Below are 1,475 nucleotides of genomic sequence, written 5' to 3' on the forward strand. Positions count from 1 at the left end.
TTCAGTGACCCAATCAAAAAGACGAATATCCACGCGCGTTCCAATTTGATAGCCCGAAAGCGTTGGCTTCAGGAGAACACCATTCTCAAAGAAAACAACCAAGGATACCATTACGAACATATCTTTTCTCATAACTGGAATGCAATGAAGGGATATCACTACTTGATGCATATTGGCCGGATGCTCAATGAAATGGTGCTTCATTCGGTTTGCCTAACCGAACATGCTAAAAAAGTTGGGTTTCGGAGACTCATTGAAAAGTTTCGTAAAAACATGATTTACAATTCCTTAGATACAAAGCGAATTCGCAAGTTAATGAAATCCCCAGGCCAACTGCGATTGGTTCAGGATGATGATTGGAAAATAAGGCCAACGGCAGCTTAGCAATTCTATTCAACATAGCGGTTTCAATACGGTGTACACTACCCGTATGCCCATTTGAAGGTGCTATAGTAGGTTAAAAGGAGCAAAATAGCTTGAAAAGGATGTGCCGCCACATGTAGAACGGATATTTTTCTAAAAAAACTTCGGAATCGGTGATAAAAACGCCTAAGTTTTTGTACTACGCAAGATTTTTAAACATTTTGATGCGTCAGTACTGCAATCACAACAGAAACTCCGCAGGTGATCGCCTAAGTTCTTGCGGTGCAAGCAACGCAGTATAAAAGCAAAATTTTATTAATTCGCATTTTTTAAACCAAACAGGCAGGAAAAAACATAACTAATGACAAAAACCTCCTGGAAGCAACAACGATCAAATCATCATTTCCAGGAGGTGTTACCACCGATGTCGAAACGGTGGCTCAAAGATTTTCTTCGATACATCAACAAGGTATTCCTGCCTGAGGGCTGTACAAAATGGGCAAAAGATGAAAGAAAAGATCCAGAAGATAGAACCGGGTACTATCTGGGTAACACTTCTGATAGGCTTTGCTTTGCAGGTGCAAAGTTTGGAAGAACTTGAGCGCAGAGCAAAAAGAGAGTTTTAAAAAGCTTCTACCCAGGAAACAGAGGCCACCCTCGGCAGATACCATCCGTCACAGTTCTATTGGAATGGAACTGGAACCGATTAAAAAGCTGTATATAGCAGTAATCAACAAAGCACGGCGCAGCAAGATGTTGCCGACCATTGATCATTACCGTGTAGCGGCTATTGACGGCACAGGTATATTCAGAACTCAGAGCCGATGCTGTAACGCCTGCCAGGAAGTGCATCACCAGGATGGGACGACTACCTACGAGCATAAGATTGTCACCTGCCAGATAGTGGGTGGCAAACCGCCGATCATTTTAGGTTTTGAACCGATCAAGCCGGGGGAGGGCGAGACCACAGCTTCCAAGAGGCTGGTTGACTGGCTCTACCAGGTATATAACATTTGCTGACATAGTGGTGGTTGATGCCGGCTTTGCCAAGGTCCTTTTATCAACCACTTGTGCAGCAAAAACATCCACCTTGTAGTTCGGCTAAAAGATAA

Annotated in this window: 2 protein-coding genes and 1 pseudogene; all 3 read left to right on the forward strand. The window is 43.3% G+C overall.

What is annotated here, in order from left to right:
* Window positions 1-384: pseudogene (locus SSCH_RS07245) on the forward strand (hypothetical protein); the annotation flags it as partial.
* A gap of 403 nt (window positions 385-787) precedes the next feature.
* The gene (locus SSCH_RS18280; protein ID WP_156972169.1) at window positions 788-964 is read left to right on the forward strand and encodes a hypothetical protein; all 177 of its coding nucleotides are present in this window, start codon (window positions 788-790) and stop codon (window positions 962-964) included.
* Window positions 961-1,383 carry a hypothetical protein gene (locus SSCH_RS07250; RefSeq protein ID WP_044664881.1) on the forward strand — a complete coding sequence of 141 codons (423 nt, stop codon included), beginning with the start codon at window positions 961-963 and terminating at the stop codon, window positions 1,381-1,383. The genes SSCH_RS18280 and SSCH_RS07250 overlap by 4 nt, the downstream gene beginning before the upstream one ends.
* The last annotated feature ends 92 nt before the right edge of the window (window positions 1,384-1,475 follow it).

Origin of the sequence: Syntrophaceticus schinkii (assembly GCF_000946815.1) — a bacterium.
Classification (GTDB): domain Bacteria; phylum Bacillota; class DSM-12270; order Thermacetogeniales; family Thermacetogeniaceae; genus Syntrophaceticus; species Syntrophaceticus schinkii.